This window comes from Acinetobacter sp. BHS4 (assembly GCF_018454425.1).
Classification (GTDB): Bacteria; Pseudomonadota; Gammaproteobacteria; order Pseudomonadales; family Moraxellaceae; genus Acinetobacter; species Acinetobacter pittii.
Genome location: NZ_CP075323.1, coordinates 3,514,266 through 3,531,207, shown reverse-complemented (window position 1 = coordinate 3,531,207; position 16,942 = coordinate 3,514,266). Strand labels below are relative to the sequence as shown.

At 41.3% G+C, this 16,942-nt stretch carries 14 protein-coding genes and 3 tRNA genes; 9 read left to right on the top strand and 8 right to left on the bottom strand.

The features are described 5' to 3' along the window. Positions 1 to 23: 23 nt before the first annotated feature. Entirely contained in the window at positions 24 to 1,736 is a 1,713-nt protein-coding gene (gene pilB / locus KIP84_RS16930) for a type IV-A pilus assembly ATPase PilB (RefSeq protein WP_174724348.1), read from the bottom strand. A gap of 291 nt (positions 1,737 to 2,027) precedes the next feature. Here pilB and tpiA point away from each other — a divergent pair, with 291 nt between their 5' ends. The 9 genes from tpiA (at position 2,028) to KIP84_RS16885 (ending at position 8,959) form a co-directional block, all read left to right on the top strand. Then, the gene (gene tpiA / locus KIP84_RS16925; protein ID WP_174723111.1) at positions 2,028 to 2,822 is read left to right on the top strand and encodes a triose-phosphate isomerase; all 795 of its coding nucleotides are present in this window, start codon (positions 2,028 to 2,030) and stop codon (positions 2,820 to 2,822) included. Between the two features lie 12 nt (positions 2,823 to 2,834). Further along, positions 2,835 to 3,164 carry a preprotein translocase subunit SecG gene (gene secG / locus KIP84_RS16920; protein WP_002115012.1) on the top strand — a complete coding sequence of 110 codons (330 nt, stop codon included), beginning with the start codon at positions 2,835 to 2,837 and terminating at the stop codon, positions 3,162 to 3,164. A gap of 56 nt (positions 3,165 to 3,220) precedes the next feature. Next, positions 3,221 to 3,305 (top strand) — tRNA-Leu (locus KIP84_RS16915). A gap of 38 nt (positions 3,306 to 3,343) precedes the next feature. Beyond that, positions 3,344 to 3,420 (top strand) — tRNA-Met (locus KIP84_RS16910). Between the two features lie 89 nt (positions 3,421 to 3,509). Further along, positions 3,510 to 3,586, top strand: a tRNA-Met gene (locus tag KIP84_RS16905). Between the two features lie 215 nt (positions 3,587 to 3,801). Continuing rightward, complete coding sequence (gene rimP / locus KIP84_RS16900) at positions 3,802 to 4,326, top strand: ribosome maturation factor RimP (RefSeq protein ID WP_002114922.1); 525 nt, start codon at positions 3,802 to 3,804, stop codon at positions 4,324 to 4,326. Positions 4,327 to 4,363: 37 nt separating this feature from the next. Further along, entirely contained in the window at positions 4,364 to 5,848 is a 1,485-nt protein-coding gene (gene nusA, locus KIP84_RS16895; RefSeq protein WP_002115134.1) for a transcription termination factor NusA, read from the top strand. 10 nt (positions 5,849 to 5,858) lie between these two features. Next, positions 5,859 to 8,558, top strand: coding sequence for a translation initiation factor IF-2 (gene infB, locus KIP84_RS16890; protein ID WP_002114697.1), 2,700 nt, complete (start codon positions 5,859 to 5,861; stop codon positions 8,556 to 8,558). Beyond that, on the top strand, positions 8,558 to 8,959 hold the full coding sequence (locus tag KIP84_RS16885; protein ID WP_002114836.1) for a ribosome-binding factor A: 402 nt from the start codon (positions 8,558 to 8,560) through the stop codon (positions 8,957 to 8,959). Before infB ends, KIP84_RS16885 begins: the two co-directional genes overlap by 1 nt. Before the next feature lie 58 nt (positions 8,960 to 9,017). On the opposite strand, the gene KIP84_RS16880 is transcribed toward KIP84_RS16885, so the two are convergent. From KIP84_RS16880 to KIP84_RS16850, 7 genes are all read right to left on the bottom strand, one after another. Next, positions 9,018 to 9,422: a Na+/H+ antiporter subunit G gene (locus KIP84_RS16880; protein WP_005065884.1), complete on the bottom strand. Its 405-nt coding sequence runs from the start codon at positions 9,420 to 9,422 to the stop codon at positions 9,018 to 9,020. 12 nt (positions 9,423 to 9,434) lie between these two features. Then, complete coding sequence (locus KIP84_RS16875; RefSeq protein ID WP_016142368.1) at positions 9,435 to 9,710, bottom strand: monovalent cation/H+ antiporter subunit F; 276 nt, start codon at positions 9,708 to 9,710, stop codon at positions 9,435 to 9,437. Then, positions 9,707 to 10,234 carry a Na+/H+ antiporter subunit E gene (locus KIP84_RS16870; protein WP_213688956.1) on the bottom strand — a complete coding sequence of 176 codons (528 nt, stop codon included), beginning with the start codon at positions 10,232 to 10,234 and terminating at the stop codon, positions 9,707 to 9,709. Before KIP84_RS16870 ends, KIP84_RS16875 begins: the two co-directional genes overlap by 4 nt. A 2-nt stretch (positions 10,235 to 10,236) precedes the next feature. Further along, positions 10,237 to 12,048 (bottom strand): monovalent cation/H+ antiporter subunit D, encoded by a 1,812-nt coding sequence (locus KIP84_RS16865; protein WP_213688955.1) that lies wholly within the window; start codon positions 12,046 to 12,048, stop codon positions 10,237 to 10,239. Beyond that, the gene (locus KIP84_RS16860) at positions 12,048 to 12,416 is read right to left on the bottom strand and encodes a Na+/H+ antiporter subunit C (RefSeq protein WP_002115033.1); all 369 of its coding nucleotides are present in this window, start codon (positions 12,414 to 12,416) and stop codon (positions 12,048 to 12,050) included. The genes KIP84_RS16865 and KIP84_RS16860 overlap by 1 nt, the downstream gene beginning before the upstream one ends. Further along, entirely contained in the window at positions 12,413 to 15,262 is a 2,850-nt protein-coding gene (locus KIP84_RS16855; RefSeq protein ID WP_213688954.1) for a monovalent cation/H+ antiporter subunit A, read from the bottom strand. The genes KIP84_RS16860 and KIP84_RS16855 overlap by 4 nt, the downstream gene beginning before the upstream one ends. Positions 15,263 to 15,556: 294 nt before the next feature. After that, a complete protein-coding gene (locus KIP84_RS16850; protein WP_213688953.1) occupies positions 15,557 to 16,942 on the bottom strand; it encodes an AAA family ATPase in 1,386 nt (461 codons plus the stop codon).

The window sequence follows — 16,942 nt, the reverse complement described above, 5'->3', positions numbered from 1 at the left end:
TTATCCTTATTTTAAATTGTCTTTTATTCACTGGTCACGCGGTTAACTTCTTGTAAGGAAGTTACACCTTGCATGACTTTCTTTAACCCTGAACGACGCAGATTATTAAACCCCAGTTTTTCAGAAGCAGCAGCGATTTCTAAAGCATTGCCATCTTCCATAATAATCTTGGAAATTTCAGGTGTAACTTTCATCACCTCATAAATACCTACTCGACCTTTGTAGCCTTCACGACACTCAGTACAACCTACAGGTTGAAAAACTTGAAAATCGGGATTGGTTAAATCTTGGTCGGTAAAGCCCATTTCTAATAGGCTCTGTTTAGGAATGTCGGCAGGTGTTTTACACTGTGGGCATAACCGACGCGCCAAACGTTGAGCAATCACCAGATTGACAGACGTTGCGATATTAAAGGATGGAACACCCATATTACGTAGGCGAGTAAGTGTTTCTGGGGCACTATTGGTATGCAGTGTGGACATGACCATGTGACCGGTTTGTGCAGCTTTAATCGCAATTTCAGCCGTTTCTAAGTCACGAATCTCACCGACCATAATAATGTCGGGGTCTTGACGTAAAAATGATTTCAGTGCGGCCGAAAAAGTAAGACCTACTTTCGGGTTAACGTTAACCTGATTAATACCTTCAAGGTTGATTTCGACTGGATCTTCGGCAGTGGAAATATTAGAGCTTTCAGTATTTAAAATATTTAAGCCTGTATATAAAGATACCGTTTTACCAGAACCTGTAGGACCAGTAATTAAAAGCATACCTTGTGGTTTATCGAGTGCTTCTAAAAAAAGAGCTTTCTGATCTTCTTCATATCCTAAAGCATCAATTCCGAGCATTGCGCTAGATGGATCGAGAATACGCAGAACCAGTTTTTCACCAAACAAGGTTGGAAGTGAGTTCACACGAAAATCGATTGCTTTAGTTTTTGATAACTTAAGCTTGATACGACCATCTTGAGGTACCCGCTTTTCGGAAATATCCATTTGAGACATGACTTTTAAACGTGAAGCTAAACGGTTAGCCAATTGCAAAGGCGGATTTGCAATCTGACGCAACACACCATCGACTCGGTAACGGACCCGATATGATTTCTCATAGGGTTCAAAATGTAAGTCTGAAGCCCCCATACGAATTGCATCGATGAGTAATTTATTAATATATTTAACAATAGGTGCTTCATCGCCTTGAGGCGTTTCTTCCTCATCCTCTTGTGAGGGGGGAGCTTCAAGGTCTACATCAAGATCAAACTCTTCATCACTAAATTCGAAGCTACTTTCTTCGGTAAATTGCTGCGCCAGAATTTTCTCAAGCTTATGGTGCTCGACAATAACTGGTTCAACCATGAGCTTACTATTAAAGCGAATGGCATCAATCGCTTCAATATTACTCGGGTTGCTGGTTGCGACATATAAAATCTGTCCTCTTTGTATGAGAGGTAAGACCCGATGTTTTAAAACCAGTTTCTGATCGACCAAATCTTTGGGAATTTGGCTTGTATCGTAAACATCCAGATCAAAATATGGTTCAGCAAATTCAATAGAAATTGTTTCAGCTAATAAAGAAGGGGAGAGATTAACCTCTTCAATCAGGTACGCAACTGTATCCCGTTTAGCTCTCTTTGCTGCATCTAATGCTGTTTGCATGGTCGCTGCCGACACATGTTTTTCTTCGACTAATCGTCGAAAAAACCCCGAAAATTTTGGAGATGTATGTATGACTGACATCTGCCTACCTGTGCTCATATGTTTATAATTGGTATATAAAAAATTATACTTTTGTTATCTAAAATTACTACCTGAGAAAATGATGCTCTGGTCTTGATCCACTCGCTAAAGCTTGAACTAGTCGAAGTTTTTATTCATTAATTTTTAAGAGACGATTCTTTAGACTCAATAAAGTTTTATAACTGTTTTCAATTAGTAGAAAAGATATGAGTAACGCCGTTAAAGAAAAGTATCTGAAATTTGTATAAATGCGTGTAGAATGTGCTGCATTTTTGATGAAAGGTGAGCCGTATGTCGGGTTCGACGATTACGCCTTGGGTAGTTGGCAACTGGAAAATGAACCCAATGCGTGCCAATGCCAAACAACTTATAGAAGAATTTAAACAACTATTGCAACAAAACCAAATTGCAGATGAAAGCTGTCATGTAGGGGTTGCTCCAGTTTCTATTGCGCTTGCAATGGTACAAACACAATTGCAAGATGCTGCAAGAACAGTATATACAGTTGCACAAGATGTATCACGTGTAGCGGGTACTGGTGCTTATACTGGCGAAGTCAGCGCAGAACTATTAAAAGATAGCCAAATTAATTTTGTACTGGTTGGGCATTCTGAGCGCCGTGATATTTTTGGCGATAACGTTGAAATTTTGAAAGCTAAACTCCAAAATGCATTAAATGCGAGCTTGACTGTCATTTATTGTGTTGGTGAAAGCCTTGAACAACGTGAACAAGGTTTGGCAGAGCAAGTTGTATTGCAACAAATCTGTGATATTGCTCCTGTAGTGACTGCTGAGCAGTGGCAAAAGCAAATTGTAATTGCCTATGAGCCAATCTGGGCAATTGGGACAGGTAAAACTGCTTCTCCACAAGATGCACAGGCAATGCATGCTAAGATTCGTGAAGGTTTAAGTCAGATTACCCCAGCGGGTTCAGACATTGCGATTTTATATGGCGGTAGTGTAAAAGCTGAAAATGCGGTCGAATTGGCGGCATGTCCAGATATTAATGGTGCGTTGGTAGGCGGTGCTTCATTAAATGCAGCATCTTTTTATCAAATCGTACAAGCCTTTGCACAAAGTAAATAACGAGGATAGGGTATGCACTCTTTTGTACTGATCGTACATATTATTTTAGCGGTACTGATGATTGCCTTGATTCTAGTGCAACACGGTAAAGGTGCTGATGCCGGTGCTTCTTTCGGCGGTGGCGGAGCAGCAACTGTATTTGGTGCATCAGGTTCAGGTAACTTCCTTACTCGACTTACTGCTATCTTAACAGCGTTGTTTTTTGTGACGAGTTTAACTCTAGCTGTTTTTGCGAAAAAACAGACTACTGATGCATATAGTTTGAAAACTGTACAAACTACAGCGCCAGTTCAAACGACATCGCCTGAAACTTCACCAAATGCACCAAAATCGAGTCAATAATTCGAAATAGGGCTTTCCTTTTGCAGTGGGAAGGACTAGAATGCGTCCCACAAGCTGCGGTGGTGGTGGAATTGGTAGACACGCTACCTTGAGGTGGTAGTGCCTTCGGGCGTGGGGGTTCAAGTCCCCCCTTCCGCACCAACTTTGAACCAGAAAGTTGAGTGCAAGCAGTTTTTTGATGCGGGATGGAGCAGTCTGGTAGCTCGTCGGGCTCATAACCCGAAGGTCGTTGGTTCAAATCCAGCTCCCGCTACCAATTTGATTAAGGTGCAACTTAATCAAGCGAATATTAGATAAGTTTACATTGACTTTTTTCGATATTTGTATATAATTTTTGCACGTTGATGCGGGATGGAGCAGTCTGGTAGCTCGTCGGGCTCATAACCCGAAGGTCGTTGGTTCAAATCCAGCTCCCGCTACCAAGTTTCTTAAAAGAGGCTCACAGACAGGTGGGCCTTTTTGCACAGTGGACTATTGTTTTCTGTGCAAAATAGGGGCGATTAACGCCCTTTTTTATTGGTTATCGTATCGCTATCGTGTAGTGTCGACATCAATTGGTCAAATAGTCATGCTTCACTATAGTAGGTCTGTGTCGGTTAAAACAACCGATTGAATCGCACGAGAATGACGAGAGTAAATGAAATTATCAAATAAATCCCAAGCATTGCATGACTTAATTGTTCCTGCAGTGGAAGCATGTGGTGTCGACCTTTGGGGGATCGAGTTTCTCCCACAAGGTAAACGTTCATTATTGCGTATTTATATCGATAAAGCGGTAAGTGAAGATGCTGAGCCTGTAATTAATGAAGATGGTGAAGTAGAACTAGGCCGTGGTATTGGTGTACAAGATTGTGTGCGTGTAACACAACAAGTTGGCGCAATGTTGGATGTTCATGATCCAATCTCAGGTGAGTATTCATTAGAAGTTTCTTCACCAGGTTGGGACCGTCCATTTTTTCAACTAGAACAGTTACAAGGCTACATCGGACAACAAATTGCTTTGCGTTTAATTGCAGCAGTAGAAAACCGTCGTAAATTTCAAGCAAAACTTATCGCAGTAGACCTTGAAAATGAAGAAATTCAGGTTGAAGTTGATGGGAAGCATGTGCTTGTGATCGACAGCAACAATATCGATAAAGCAAACTTGATCTATCAAGATTAAATTTATTTAAATTTTATAAGAAATCGGTAGGTGACTTATGGGCCGCGAAATTCTTACCGTTGTTGAAACGGTTAGTAATGAAAAAGGTGTTAGTCGTGAAGCGATCTTCGAAGCTTTAGAACAAGCTCTAGTTGCTGCAACGAAGAAAAGATTTTACGAAGGTACGCATGCTGAAGAAGCTCAGCTTCGTGTAGAAATTGATCGTAAAACTGGTGATTACCGTACGTTCCGTCAATGGACTGTTGTGGCAGATGAAGATCACGAAATGCCAGCTTGCCAAGATGCAATTTCTGACGTTGATCCAGCTAAATGGTCAATTGGTGACGTGCGTGAACTCGAAGTAGAATCTATTGAGTTTGGTCGTATTGCTGCACAAATTGCAAAACAAGTTATCGTACAAAAAATTCGTGAAGCTGAGCGTGCTTTAGTTGCTGATGCATACGAGTCTAAAGTTGGTGAGTTAATTTACGGTGAAGTGAAAAAACAAACCAAAGATGGCTTCATTATCGACTTAGGCGACAATGCAGAAGCTTATCTTGCACGCGAAGAGATGATTCCAAAAGAAATTCTTCGTCCAAAACAACGTGTAAACGCTATTTTATATAATGTTAACCGTGAAGGTCGTGGCGCTCAGTTATTGTTATCACGCGCTAAGCCTGAAATGTTAATTGCTTTAATGAAAAAAGAAATTCCAGAAATTTCTGAAGAAATTATTGAAATTAAAGCAGCGGCACGTCAACCGGGTGTTCGTGCTAAAATTGCAGTGAAAACAAATGATCATCGTATTGACCCTGTAGGTGCATGTATTGGTATGCGTGGTACGCGTATTCAAGCTGTACAGCAAGAGTTAAATGGTGAGCGTATTGATGTAGTGGTCTGGTCTGATGATCCGGCTCAATACATTGCTAGTGCATTAGAACCGGCTGATGTTTCAGGCATCGTGCTTGATGAAGATGCAAGAAGTGCCGACATTATTTTTGCAACCAGCGATCAATTAGCTCGTGCGATTGGCTCTCAAGGTCAAAACGTTCGTTTAGCTTCTGATTTAACTGGCTACAAACTCGACATGATGCTTGAAGAAGAGTATCGTGCTCGTCAGCAAAATGAAGCTCAGCAATATCTTGATATGTTTGTATCACGTCTCGATATTGAAGAAGATTTAGCAATGGCATTGGTGGAAATGGGCTTCACTTCTTTAGAAGAGATTGCTTATGTTCCTGCTGAAACTTTTGACGAAATTGAGCTTGATGCTGAATTGGTTGAGTTATTGCAAAGTCGTGCAAAAGAAGCAGCCCTTACTGATGCTTTGAAACAGCAAGAAAATATTCAAGAACCGAGCGCAGACCTTCTCACTATGGAAGGCATGACTTCTGAGATCGCTTACTCGCTTGCCGCTCGCGGTATTATTACTGTCGACGATTTGGCAGATCAAGCTACTGACGATATCTCTGATATTGAAGGACTTGGTCATGAAAAAGCAGGTCAATTGATCATGAAAGCTCGCGAATCATGGTTTAACTAGGAGATGAAATATGACGGACAAGTCGATTAAAGAGTTAGCTCTCAGTGTAGGACGTCCTGTTGAGAAGCTCCTAGAACAGGCTCGTGAAGCAGGTTTGCCTCAACGTACAGCAGACGACATTATTACCACTGAACAACAGGATACTTTGGTCAATCATTTGAAAAAAGTTCATGGTCAAGAAAGTGGTAACACAGGAAAAATTGCGTTGAAACGTAAAACAACCAGTACCGCTAAAGTTGCAAGTACTTCAGGTAAAGCAAAAACAATTAACGTAGAAGTACGTAAAAAACAGGTTTTTGCTAAACCAAACCCTGAACAAATTGCAGCTGAAGCTAAAGCACGTGCAGAAGCTGAAGCAAAAGCACGTGTAGAACAGCAAACGCGTGAAACTGCCGAGCAAAAAGCGCGTCTTCAAACAGAGCAAAAAGCTAAAGCAACTTTAGATGCGATGCGTGCTGCTCATCAACAAGATAGTGCTGCACAGACAGCTCCCAAAGCTGCTGTTGTAGTGAAAAAGCGTGGTGGTGGTACAGTAAAACCTGCACCAAAACCAGCGGAAACTCCAGAACAGAAACGAGCTCGTGAAGAGCAGTCAGCTCAGTTAAAAGCAACTGAAGAAGCTGCACGTCGTAAAGCAGCTGAAGAAGCTCAGCAACGTACACTTGAACAAATGCGCAAAATGGCGTCTAAGTATTCAAATGACGATGCTACTACGACAATTCGTGTTATTGATGATTCTCCACTTGCTTCTGGTCTAGTTGGCCAAGCTTATGAAGATTCATTTAAGCAAGAAGACCGTGAAATTAAACGCGGTGGCGCAACCACTAACCCACGTGCTGGGAAGAAAGGTGGTCGTCGTGGTCAAGAAGAGCAAAGCTTTGTTAACCATAACAAACGTGGTTTAAAATCAAGCCAAGCGAATAAGCATGGATTTGAAAAGCCAGTTAAAAAGCAAGTTTATGATGTAGAAATCGGTTCAAGCATTGTTGTTGCCGATCTTGCTCAAAAAATGGCGATTAAAGTACGTGAAGTTATCAAGACACTTATGAAAATGGGTGAATTGGTTAATCAAGATCAAGCTATTGATCAAGACACAGCGGCACTTGTTGTAGAAGAAATGGGCCACAACCCTGTTTTAGTTTCTGATACACAAGCGGAAGATAACTTGCTTGAAGCAGCTGAAGAAGCTCGTGGTGAGCAAACAACTCGTCCGCCAGTTGTTACCATTATGGGTCACGTTGACCATGGTAAAACATCATTGCTTGACCGTATCCGTCGTTCGAAAGTGGCGGCTGGGGAAGCAGGTGGTATTACCCAGCATATTGGTGCATATCACGTTGAAACAGACAAAGGAATTATTACATTCCTTGATACACCGGGACATGCGGCATTTACTTCAATGCGTGCACGTGGTGCTAAAGCAACAGATATCGTTGTATTAGTTGTTGCTGCAGATGATGGTGTAATGCCACAAACTGCAGAAGCAATTGACCATGCTCGTGCAGCAGGTACTCCAATTATTGTTGCAATCAACAAAATGGATAAAGAATCTGCTGATCCAGACCGTGTGTTAAATGAATTAACAACGAAACAAATCGTTCCAGAAGAATGGGGTGGTGATGTTCCGATTGCTAAAGTTTCTGCACACAGCGGACAAGGTATTGATGAACTCCTTGATTTAATTCTTATCCAATCAGAATTGATGGAATTAAAAGCATCTGCTGAAGGTGCTGCGCAAGGTGTTGTTATTGAAGCACGTGTAGATAAAGGCCGTGGTGCAGTAACTTCAATTCTTGTTCAAAACGGTACATTAAACATTGGTGACCTTGTTCTTGCAGGTTCATCTTATGGTCGTGTCCGTGCAATGTCTGATGAAAACGGTAAGCCGATTAAATCAGCAGGACCATCTATTCCAGTAGAAATTCTGGGTCTTCCAGATGCTCCAATGGCAGGTGATGAAGTTCTTGTTGTAAATGACGAGAAGAAAGCGCGTGAAGTTGCCGATGCTCGTGCTGACCGTGAGCGTCAAAAACGTATTGATCGTCAAAGTGCTATGCGCCTTGAAAATATCATGTCGTCAATGGGCAAAAAAGATGTTCCTACAGTGAACGTTGTTTTGAAAACAGACGTACGTGGTACTTTAGAAGCATTGAATGCTGCTCTACATGAATTATCTACTGACGAAGTAAAAGTTCGTGTAATTAGCTCAGGTGTTGGTGCGATTACTGAGTCTGATGTAATTCTTGCTGAATCTTCAGAGGCTGTATTGTTAGGCTTTAACGTTCGTGCCGATACGACTGCTCGTCAACGAAGTGACCAAGATGGTATTGATATTCGTTACTACAGCATCATCTATGAATTAATTGATGATGTGAAAGATGCCATGAGCGGTAAACTTGCTCCTGAACATCGTGAAACAATCTTGGGTGTTGCGGAAGTACGCGAAGTATTCCACTCAAGTAAGTTTGGCGCAGCAGCAGGCTGTATGGTACTTGAAGGCACATTACATCGTAATAAACCGATTCGCGTATTACGTGATGATGTTGTAATTTTCCAAGGTGAGCTTGAATCTCTTCGTCGTTATAAAGACGTTGTTGATGAAGTTCGTGCTGGTATGGAATGTGGCCTTGCGGTGAAAGGTTATAAAGACATCAAACCACAAGATAAGATCGAAGTGTATGATGTTCAATTGATTAAACGGAGTCTTTAATGGCGGGTAGCCAACGCTTAAAGCGCATGGCGGATTCAGTACAACGTGAGTTGTCTGAGCTGATCCGTCAAGAGCTTAAAGATCCTCGCTTAGGTGGTCTAGTGACCATCTCTGCGGTGAAAGTCAGTGCGGATATGGGTTATGCTGAAGTTTATGTCACTGTTATGGGACGTGAACTCGGCGATGAGCAAAGTGAAGCAGCAAATAAAGAAACTTTAGATGTATTAAATAAAGCTTCTGGTTTCTTGCGTCATGAATTGAGCCGTCGCATTAAGACTCGTATTACGCCTCGTTTACGTTTCCATTACGATAAGACGAATGCATATGGTAACTATATGTTTGGTCTAATCGAAAAAGCGGTACAAGATTTACCAGAACGTAAGTCAGATGACCAAGAGTAATTAAAACTCAAAAAATAAAAAAGCCACCTTCGGGTGGCTTTTTTATTGGCTCAATTTTTTATTCTTTAGGGGGTTCCATTGGCGGTTTGTTTTGTGAAAAGCGTTGACCAATTTTGTAACGGTCCCAAGGTAGAGGACGTTCAATGGCTTCAGGTACTTCACCACTCAGTGAGCGTAAACGTAAATGTAGCGCAGCTTGAGCAATCAAATTGGCTGAAACTGGTGCGGTAATAAAAGCTAAAAGAGTAATAAGTAATTCGGCAAAACCGAAACGACCTTGGAAAGCAAAAAAGATCATGGAAGCGATCAGAAAGCTTCCTAAGCCGAGCGTACTCGACTTAGTTGGTGCATGTAAGCGCATGAATAAGTCGGGTAAACGGACCATACCGATTGAGCCAACTAACATGAAGAAAGCACCAAAAACCAGAAAGACCGAAACAATAATTTCCATTGTAAATTGCATTTTGACCTCTCCTTAATCGATAACATGACCAGTTGTGAAGTAACGTGCTAAGGCGGCTGTAGATACGAAACCTAGCATCGCAACCAGCAGTGCTCCTTCGAATAGAGAAGTCGTCATCCAATAAATGCCTAACACAACAATGAGGCAAGTTGCATTGAGAAAAAGTGTATCGAGCGCTAAAAGGCGGTCTACAATTGAAGGCCCCATAACTAGTCTGAAAAGGCAAAGTAGCATCGAGATTGTAATGGCAATCAAGCTAATACCTAGAGCATAGGGTAGGATTGTCATGCACTTGCCTCCGTTTTACTTTTCACATCAAAAATTTCCATAAGAGGAATTTCATAACGTTGTTTGATGTCTTGAATATCAGATTCGGTATTATCTGTGCTCAACGCATGAACCAGAATATCCCCACGTTCCTGATCGATACCTGCAGAAACCGTACCTGGTGTTGTGGTAATGATCATTGCCAGTAAGGTGTTGACCTGCTCATGTTCTGTCTCTAAAGGTACGCGATACCATTTAGGGTGTAATTTTTTAGTAGGCCCCAAAACAAGTTTTGCGACCTTAAAGTTAGAAATAATAATATCCCAAAGAACCACAAAACATAGTTTTACTGCAGGTTTCCAGTGAATATGCGGTGTGCGGGTAATAAACGGTTTGACTAAACGAGGGATGATTAAGCCCAAAAGCATCGCAGTCAAAAGATCACTCGCATCAAGACTATGCGCCAGCATCAACCAAAATAAAATGATGAGAACCGAAACAAATGGATGTGGAAACCAGCGTTCAAGCAAATGAGTTAACTGCATTGTTATGGCTCCATAGGTTTCAATTGACTTTCATCAACAATGGTAGGCGTTTGGAGTTTGTCCTGTTGCTGAATTTGTCGTTGTTTATATTCAGAAATATGTTCGCCATTGAACGTATCTTTCGAAATAATATCTGGAACAAGATAAGCATTATGATCTTCAACTTCACCGCCGTACTTGGTTTCTGGTAAGTAAGCTGGATCATATGGTTGCACACTGATGACTTCACCGTTTTGATCTACTTTAAGAATAGAGTGTTGGTAAAGTGCATGGTCCTGAATCTGTTGTGCGGTGCTTAATGTGTAATGCTGAATTGGTGCAGCAAAGACAACATAAGCGATTAAACCAGCCAGTAATAGATAGATAACTTGATCGGTACGTGGTGGTGCGCGTTCCGGCAAAGCACGATAAAGAATATAAGCTGGATGGATTGGATCTTCTTCTGGAGGGGATGCGCGCCAGAATAAGATAAAACCAACACGTGTGAGTGCAATAATACTTAATAGGCTCACAACAAGCACAACACCAATAATCCAGCCTTGATAGCTAGCTTCAACTGTCGCTTGTAAAATGAATACTTTTCCAAGAAAACCACTAAAAGGTGGCAAACCTGCAAGCATCATGGCAATCAAGAAGTAAGTCAGCATAGCCGCTTTTTCTTGTTTGATTCTTGGGGCAACTTTTAAATGATCTTTAAAATCTCCACGTTGTGAAGTGATCCATCCACAAAATAGATAAAAAGCTGCACCAATCAATGTACTGTGCACTAAGTAATATAAAGCACCAGACCATGCCTGCGTATTAGACATGGCAATTGCTGTAAGCAAGGTACCAATTGAAGAAAGGACCATAAAGCCGACAAATCGACGTAAACGATCTGCTCCAATTGCTGCAATCACCCCATAAAGAGACGTAATTAAGCCAATAGGCAATAACCAGCTTTTTAAGATTTCTTGACTAAGCGCATCGTCAAATACTGTTCCATTTACACGTAAAATAGAATAGATCCCGACTTTAGTCATAATAGTGAAAATTGCAGCTACAGGCGTACTTGCAACGGCATAGGTTTTTGGTAGCCAAAAACCGACAGGAAGCATTGCTGCTTTAATACCGAAAACAACAAAGAGAAGTAAGGAACCAGCGACTGCTAATTTGTGTTGATCTGCTTCAAGTGTTGGTATAAGACGTGAGACATCCGCCATGTTGAGGCTACCCACACTGCCATAAATCATACCAAGCCCAATTAAGAATAGGGCAGAGGCTAAAAGATTGATAATGACATAGTGAACGCCAAGCTGAAAACGAGGTTTGCCTTGTCCATGTAAGAGCAACACATACGAAGCCATCAACAGGATTTCAAAAAAGACGAAAAGGTTAAATAAGTCGCCTGTTAGAAATGCTCCACAGATCCCCATTAATAGAAAATGTACCATGGCATGGAAATAGCGACCACGGGTATCCCAGTTATCACTTGCATACCATAAAACTGGTACTGCTAATGCGTAAGTTAGTGTCAGCATAAAAGCTGAAAGGCGATCGAGTACAAGCACAATACCAAATGGCGCTGACCATTCACTTAATTGGTAAACAGTAATTTGACCCGTACTGGCGTAACTAAGATAAACAATAGCGGTAATTAATCCGGCAATTGCTGAGACGAGACTAATGCCACGACGCCAAGGCTGACGCCAGTCATCTTTTAAAGCACCTGCCCCAGGGTTACCTAACAGTAATAAGATAAAAGCAGTAAATGCTGGGATGAGAATGCTAAAAATAGGCGTGTGTTGTTGCCAAAAAGATAAAAAATCAAACATCACGGCTCATCCTCACGTGGGTCGTATGTTGGGGAAGCATCTTCTTTAGCATCAACATGATCACTACCTGATTCATAACGGCTACGTAGCGCAAGTTGTACAATAAACGCTGTAGTTGCAAAACCGATCACGATGGCGGTTAACACCAACGCTTGAGGGAGTGGATCGGTTATTTTTGTGGTTTCAGTTAAAATTGCTGGTGAGCTGATTTGTAATCGACCCATAGCAAATAAAAATAAGTTTACTGCATAACCGATTACAGCCAATCCGAGCACAACAGGGAAAGTACGAGCACGTAAAATCAGATAAATACCTGTGGCAACAAGTAAACCAATAGCAGAAGCCAGTAAGAATTCTAAACTGATCATGATGATTCCTCCCGATGTGGTACAGGACCGGACATACTCGAATGACGAGAGTCGCCTAATACAGAGATGAGCAACATTGTCGCGCCTACAACGGTGATATAAACACCCAAGTCAAAACTTGCAGCTGAAGCTAGATGTAGTTTTCCTAGAATTGGTAATTCAACATAGACATGAGCACTCGTGAGGAACGGACGTAACCAGAACCATGCTGCTATACCAGTCAGACCTGCAATCATTAATCCTGTTCCAATCCAGACTTCGTAAAGGCGGCCAGACTTCGCTTTTAACAGCTGTTCTGCTTGATCTTGACCTAGTGCAATATATTGAATGATTAGCGCCATTGAGGTGATTAGACCTGCAATGAAGCCACCGCCTGGATAGTTATGTCCTCGCAAAAAGATATAAACACTGACGACAAGCGCTAGAGGTAGTACCCAAGAGGCCGTAATACGGAACATAAGCGGAGATGGATTGAAACGATAGGTGAGACCTTGCGTCATGGTGGTGCCATGTACACGCATACCATCCATTAAACATAGTGCACCAATCGCAGCGATTCCTAATACCGTAATTTCACCGAAGGTATCGAAGCCACGGAAGTCAACTAAAATGACATTTACAATATTTGAGCCACCCCCAAGTGGTAAAGACTGTTGGGCAAAGAACCAAGAAATTGAATTATGATCACGGGTTAAAATGAGCCAAGTAATCCAGCCAATTCCTAAACCTCCAATAATTGCTAAGGCGGCATCTCTCAAACGTCTAGAACGACGAGATTCATACGGTGTGAGCTGTGGAAGTAACGATAAGCTCATTAATAAAAGAACAGTCGTTACCACGTCTACTGTAATTTGAGTCAGCGCTAAATCTGGTGCTGACATGGTGACGAAGACCATCGTTACCACTAGACCAATTGCACCACTAATAAGCACTGCTTTAATACGCTCATGATGGAACCAGAGCATCATCCAACAGCCTGAGAATAACGTCAGCCAAAGAACTACAGCAATCCATGGAGCATGGGTGAGTTCGCGTGTACCTGTACTCAGCTCTTGATTGAGTAAAGGCATAGTGACCATGATGACGCTAAAAGCAATGATCCAGAACAAATAACTTTGCAATGAACCATTTTCAGTTTTTTGTTTGATTTTTCGGCTTGTAAGCAGCAGATGTTTTAAAAATAAATCAAATAAGATGCGGCCTTGTAATCTGCCTAGACGTGGGTCAAGGTCAATTTTACGAATCATGCCGTCTTTTGCTAAGGCAAAGTAGAACAGCGTACCGCCCACTAAAGCAATAATACTCATCACAAGAGGAGCGTTGAATCCATGCCAAATTGCAAGGTGTGTACCCTCAAATTCTGGTTGCATTAAGCTTGCTCTAGTTACGCTATTGACCAGTGGTTCTACCAATAACGAAGGCAGAACGCCGACCAAGATACAGAGCACAGCAAGAAGAATGGCTGGAGCACGCATCCCGAGTGGTGGTTCATGTGCATCTTTATTTGGCACTTGTTTACCAATTGGGCCGTCAAAGAACACACCATGCACTAAGCGAATTGAATAACTTACTGCGAAGATACCAGCCAGAGTGGCAATAATACTGGCAAGGATAACCGTTGAGCCTGAAAGATTCGCCAATAGCTCGGTAAAGAACATTTCTTTAGAAATAAAGCCGTTGGTAAGTGGTACACCTGCCATAGAGGCAGCGGTAATCATGGTGAGTGTGGCAGTGAAAGGAAGTAATTGCCAAATACCACTGAGTTTTCGAAGATCACGTGTGCCGGTTTCATGATCAATAATCCCTGCAAGCATAAACAGCGCTGCTTTAAATGTTGCATGATTAATAATATGGAAAATAGCAGCGGCAACTGCTAAAGGAGAACCGATACCGAGTAAACAAACAATAAGCCCTAAATGACTAATGGTTGAATAGGCTAACAGTCCTTTTAAATCTTCTTTGAAAATAGCAAAACACGCTGCCATACAGAGTGTAAATAGGCCGACAAACGTAACGATATTGTGATAGATCGCAGCGCCTATAAAGATTGGAAGTAAGCGGGCAAGTAGAAAAATCCCGGCTTTTACCATGGTCGCAGAGTGCAGGTAAGCAGACACTGGTGTGGGTGCCGCCATTGCGTTAGGTAACCAAAAATGAAATGGGAACTGAGCACTCTTTGTAAATGCGCCAAGCAAAATAAGCAATAACATTGGAATAAAAAGAGCGTGGGCTTGGATCGCATCTTTCATGCCCATGATTTCGCTAATTTGATAGGTTCCAGTGATTTGCCCCAATAGAACAAATCCACCTAGCATTGCTAAACCGCCCATTCCTGTAATGGTGAGTGCCATCCGAGAGCCACGTTGAGCAGCTTCATAATGACTCCAATAACCCACTAACAAGAAAGATGAAATACTGGTGAGCTCCCAAAAGACTAATAAAATAATAAGATTATTAGAGAGAGAAATACCCAGCATTGCTGCCATAAACAGCATGAGTAAAGTATAGAGTTTACTTAATGAATTTTTAGGGCCTAAATAATAATAGGCGTATATATAAATGAGTGTACCGATACCGGTAATGAGAAGAGAAAATAATAAACCTAGAGCATCGAGCCTGAAGCTCGGATTAATCCCTAATTGAGGTAACCAATCCCAGCTTTGTTGAATGCTTGCACCACCAAGCACAGTTTTAGCTTGAGTCAGTAATAAACCAAAACTGGTTAAACTGACTCCAATTGCCCCTAAAGCCGTTACTCCACGCGAGAACCGTTGAAGCAATGAAACAAGGGTGGTGCCTAATATTAACGGTAATAAGATAATTATCGGTAGCACACTCGTATCCATATGTGATTTAGGTCGAAACCTAAAGGTGAAATTTTAATTTCAGAATAGATAGGAATTCAAAGAGAGTTCCAAAGCTTATTATTCCGAAAACCCAACCAAATTAGAAAATAAAGCGAGAAACAAGTTGTATTGCGCAACTTGAAGAATAAAAACGCAAAATGAAATTTATTGTACACTAAAAAAGCATTGAAAATCTGATGTTATTACATGTAGTAACAACATCTAGTTATTTTAGTGCCTAAAAAAACGTACTCCACCATATATTTTGTGAGTGTGGTTTTTTGATTATAAAACTCAAACCGAAGGGCTTTCTTCTGGTGTGTCTCCCGCATGAATCATCCTTAATAATTCATTTTTTTGTTGTTCAGTTAAACCCTGAATCTGCTGAAATAAAACCTCAATCTGTGCTGGTGTTGGGTCTATTAAACTCAGAGGCTGTGCTTCTATAGATGGTGTTAAAGGTTCGCTTCTTTGAAGTAAAGTATAGATATGTTCAAGCTGTTGCTTGGTCGTATTTAGGTCAAGATGGCTAATTTTACCAGACTCTAATTTTAAACATTGATAGGTCGAGGCATGTTCAAGTAGCTCTTCACGACTTCCTGTTGCAATAATTTGTAGGCGTGGGAATGCTTGATGAAGCCGATTTAAGATCTCGGAGCAATGCGTTGAGTCGAGCTGTGCATCAATTTGGTCAATGAGTAAAATGCCATCCCCCTCAAGGCAAGGGTTTAGGCTTAAAGGATTAAGTAAACAGAGTCGGCGGGCTATATCGCCTACTAAAGCAATCCAAGTTTTTGTTGTATTTGAAAGTTGCTGAAAAGGTAAGGTTTGATCTTCATAGTCGACCATAAGTTGCAGTCGAGGCTGATATTGTAGATATAGATCTTTAAGCTCAGGCAAAACTATATTCAATGCATTCTTGAGGGCATATAGATTGGGTGAGGTAAGCTGTTTAGGTTGCCCTGATAACTCTTTTTGAAGCTCATTTAATAATTCTGTTTGATCTTGCTGATCTGATTGTTTCGATCTAATCCGTTGTACTAGATATGCAGCTTGAGCATTTTCGATATCACTGATTTCTCGTAACCATTCAAAAAAGCGTGTAAAAGTTGTAAACGGTAGTGGACTAATGTCATAGGCTGAAATGGCTTGAGTAATGCCGGGTAAATTTTTATTAAGCAGATTAATATCATTTACAAATCGCTCGGCTGGGTAGTAAGCGATTAAGGGAAGCCCCTGTAATGGATCTTTTTTTATGACTTGTTGATAAAGAGCCATGGTTTGGTCAAGTTGCTGAGTTTCAACTTGGCTCACTCCAATCCCACTTGCATTTAAGGTTTTAAAAAGTTTCCAGCTACATAGTGAAGAGTCTAGCTGCTGAGCAGAGGTACTTTCTGGTAGATGACCAATTTCTGAAGGAACTTGAATGGTCACTTCAATTTTTGATTGTAGGCGTGACTGAGTAATGTCTTGATCAGGCATCACAATACCGGGACTACGCAAATCTTTAAGGCGAGCAGGGAACCAAGTTAAAGCATGGTAAGTATGTTTGAGCAACATACTTTTACCAGTTGCCTGTTCACCTAAAATTAAGGTGATTGGCTGTTTTTCATAGTGAAAGTGTATTTTAAGGTCGTGAAACAGAGCAATATGTTTAAATTGGACAGATTCAAGTTTCAT

Coding starts and splice junctions, on each gene's coding strand:
- KIP84_RS16850 (WP_213688953.1), bottom strand. CDS start 16,942: ATGAAACTTGAATCTGTCCAATTTAAACATATTGCTCTGTTTCACGAC.
- secG (WP_002115012.1), top strand. CDS start 2,835: ATGCACTCTTTTGTACTGATCGTACATATTATTTTAGCGGTACTGATG.
- KIP84_RS16855 (WP_213688954.1), bottom strand. CDS start 15,262: ATGGATACGAGTGTGCTACCGATAATTATCTTATTACCGTTAATATTA.
- nusA (WP_002115134.1), top strand. CDS start 4,364: ATGGGCCGCGAAATTCTTACCGTTGTTGAAACGGTTAGTAATGAAAAA.
- KIP84_RS16875 (WP_016142368.1), bottom strand. CDS start 9,710: ATGACAATCCTACCCTATGCTCTAGGTATTAGCTTGATTGCCATTACA.
- KIP84_RS16880 (WP_005065884.1), bottom strand. CDS start 9,422: ATGCAATTTACAATGGAAATTATTGTTTCGGTCTTTCTGGTTTTTGGT.
- KIP84_RS16860 (WP_002115033.1), bottom strand. CDS start 12,416: ATGATCAGTTTAGAATTCTTACTGGCTTCTGCTATTGGTTTACTTGTT.
- tpiA (WP_174723111.1), top strand. CDS start 2,028: ATGTCGGGTTCGACGATTACGCCTTGGGTAGTTGGCAACTGGAAAATG.
- KIP84_RS16885 (WP_002114836.1), top strand. CDS start 8,558: ATGGCGGGTAGCCAACGCTTAAAGCGCATGGCGGATTCAGTACAACGT.
- infB (WP_002114697.1), top strand. CDS start 5,859: ATGACGGACAAGTCGATTAAAGAGTTAGCTCTCAGTGTAGGACGTCCT.
- rimP (WP_002114922.1), top strand. CDS start 3,802: ATGAAATTATCAAATAAATCCCAAGCATTGCATGACTTAATTGTTCCT.
- pilB (WP_174724348.1), bottom strand. CDS start 1,736: ATGTCAGTCATACATACATCTCCAAAATTTTCGGGGTTTTTTCGACGA.
- KIP84_RS16865 (WP_213688955.1), bottom strand. CDS start 12,048: ATGTTTGATTTTTTATCTTTTTGGCAACAACACACGCCTATTTTTAGC.
- KIP84_RS16870 (WP_213688956.1), bottom strand. CDS start 10,234: ATGCAGTTAACTCATTTGCTTGAACGCTGGTTTCCACATCCATTTGTT.